Raw genomic sequence first — 2,289 nt, forward strand, 5'->3', positions numbered from 1 at the left:
TCATCTTCAGCTTTATCGCGTTTGGTGCTTACTCCTTCAAACATGGTGGTGAGCAAACCTAACGGATCGTAGGTGCAAATATCACCATCGAATTGACGGCGATCGTAAATTAGATTCCGGCATATTTCTTGGTGTTCGGGGGAGATTTTAGCGAGTGGTAAGATTTTATTCGGGCTGACAATTGCCGCATCCATACCCGCATTCATACACTCATGCAAAAACATCGAGTTCAATACTTGCCGCGCAGCGGGATTTAGACCGAAGGAGATGTTTGATAGTCCCAATAGAACGTGACACTGGGGTAGATTTTCGCGAATCATTTTAATTGATTCAACAGTGGCTTTGCCATTTTCGCGATCTTCTTCAATTCCGGTGGAAATTGGCAGTGCTAAAGGATCGAAGAAAATTTCATAGGCAGGAATACCATATTCTACCGCTGCTCGGTAGGCACGTTGGGCGATCGCAAATTTCCGCTCGGCGGTGCGTGCCATTCCTTCTTCATCGATCGTCCCAATTACAATTCCCGCACCATATTTCTTGGCAATTTCCAATACTTTATAGAAGCGTTCTTCGCCATCTTCATAGTTGGTGGAATTCATTAAACATTTACCACCAGCTACTTTTAATCCGGCTTCCATTTTCTCCCACTCAGTGGAATCCAACATCAGCGGCAAGCTAACGTTATTTACCACGCGAGAAACCACCTCGTGCATATCCTTCACACCATCGCGTCCAACATAATCAACGTTGACATCAAGAATGTGGGCACCTTCTTTAACTTGGGATTTAGCCAGCGAAACCAAACCATCCCAATTCTCTTCATTTAATAAATCGCGACACTTTTTCGAGCCACTCGCATTCAATCGTTCGCCGATAATTAGGAATGAATTTTCCTGATGATAAGGCTGGATTGACATCAATGAAGATGCCGCTGGTTCAAATTCAGGATGACGTTCTTTGACTTGTAAAGTAGAACCAATTTCCGCCAAAGCTTTGATATGTTCTGGACGCGTACCGCAGCAACCACCAATTACCTGTACACCCCAATCTTCGACGAATTTATACATCGCCAATTTGAGTTCGACAGGTGTTAATTTATAATGAGCATGTCCACCAATATTTTCTGGTAATCCGGCATTAGGTACGCAAGAAACCACGAACGGTGATTGTTCGCACAGATGCTTGATGTGGGGAGCCATTAAATCTGGCCCAGTCGCACAATTTAGACCTAAAATATCGATCGGGAATGGCTGCAATGCCGTTAATAATGTCCCAATATCACTACCAGACAACATCGTCGCCTGGGGATTTTCAAACGTAGCCGACACCATAATGGGGATTCTGGCTCCTTTATTTTTAAAAACCACCTCCAATCCATTGATTGCTGCTTTGATTTGCAGCACATCCATACAAGTCTCAATCAGAAATAGATCCACACCACCGTCATACAGGCCCGTAGCCTGTTCGGTGTATGCTTGCTCTAGCTCTTCATAACTAATATGTCCGATCGAAGGTAACTTGGTACCAGGGCCGATCGATCCAGCCACAAATCGCGGCTTCTCAGGTGTCGAAAATTCCGCCGTACATTTTTTGGCGAGTTCGGCAGCAGTCTTGTTGAGATAATAAACCTGGTCTTCTAGTCCATACTCCGCTAAGGTTTGATAAGTACCGCCAAAGGTATCGGTTTCGATGACATCCGCACCCGCCGCCAAAAAGTCTTTATGCACTTTTGCAACAGCTTCCGGCTTGGTATGGACGAGATATTCATTACAACCTTCATACTCGGCACCTCCGAAGTCAGCCGCCGTGAGGTTTTGGACTTGGAGATTGGTACCCATCGCTCCATCGAAGACGATGACGGGACGTTCGGGACTGTGGAGACGTGCGAGAAAGGTACTTGTCATCGGAATCGTTTAGTAAGGAGTTATCTAGAGTATTGTCAAAATATCGATCGAGATCCCTTAACTATTTACTTAGTTCGAGATATTGTCGCATCCTATTATAATAAAGTTTGCTCGGACTATTCATCGCAGATGCCACGTAGCTCGATTTGTAAACACTGCAAATTATACCCAAAGCGTGATTTTTTCCAGGGGAACGACTGAAATCACGCGGAGGTTCCCTCCAGGTCGAGCGCGTCAAGACAAGACAGAGGCTACGCCAACGAGATTGGCTTACTCCTCGCAGGGAGTGAAGATCTGGGCGCTCCCATGCCCCCGCCCCCCAACCCCCAACCCCCCAACGTGACCAAATTTTAAAAGGGTTTAAAAAAAAGAATTTTTAAACAAA

The 2,289-nt window shown here is 45.5% G+C and carries 1 protein-coding gene; it reads right to left on the bottom strand.

All coding sequences use genetic code 11. The features are described from left to right. A partial coding sequence (locus RMO35_RS22675) for a homocysteine S-methyltransferase family protein (protein WP_309744588.1) occupies positions 1-1,904 on the bottom strand: 1,904 nt, incomplete at its 3' end. Between the last annotated feature and the right edge of the window lie 385 nt (positions 1,905-2,289).

Source organism: Chamaesiphon sp. OTE_20_metabat_361, from assembly GCF_031364565.1.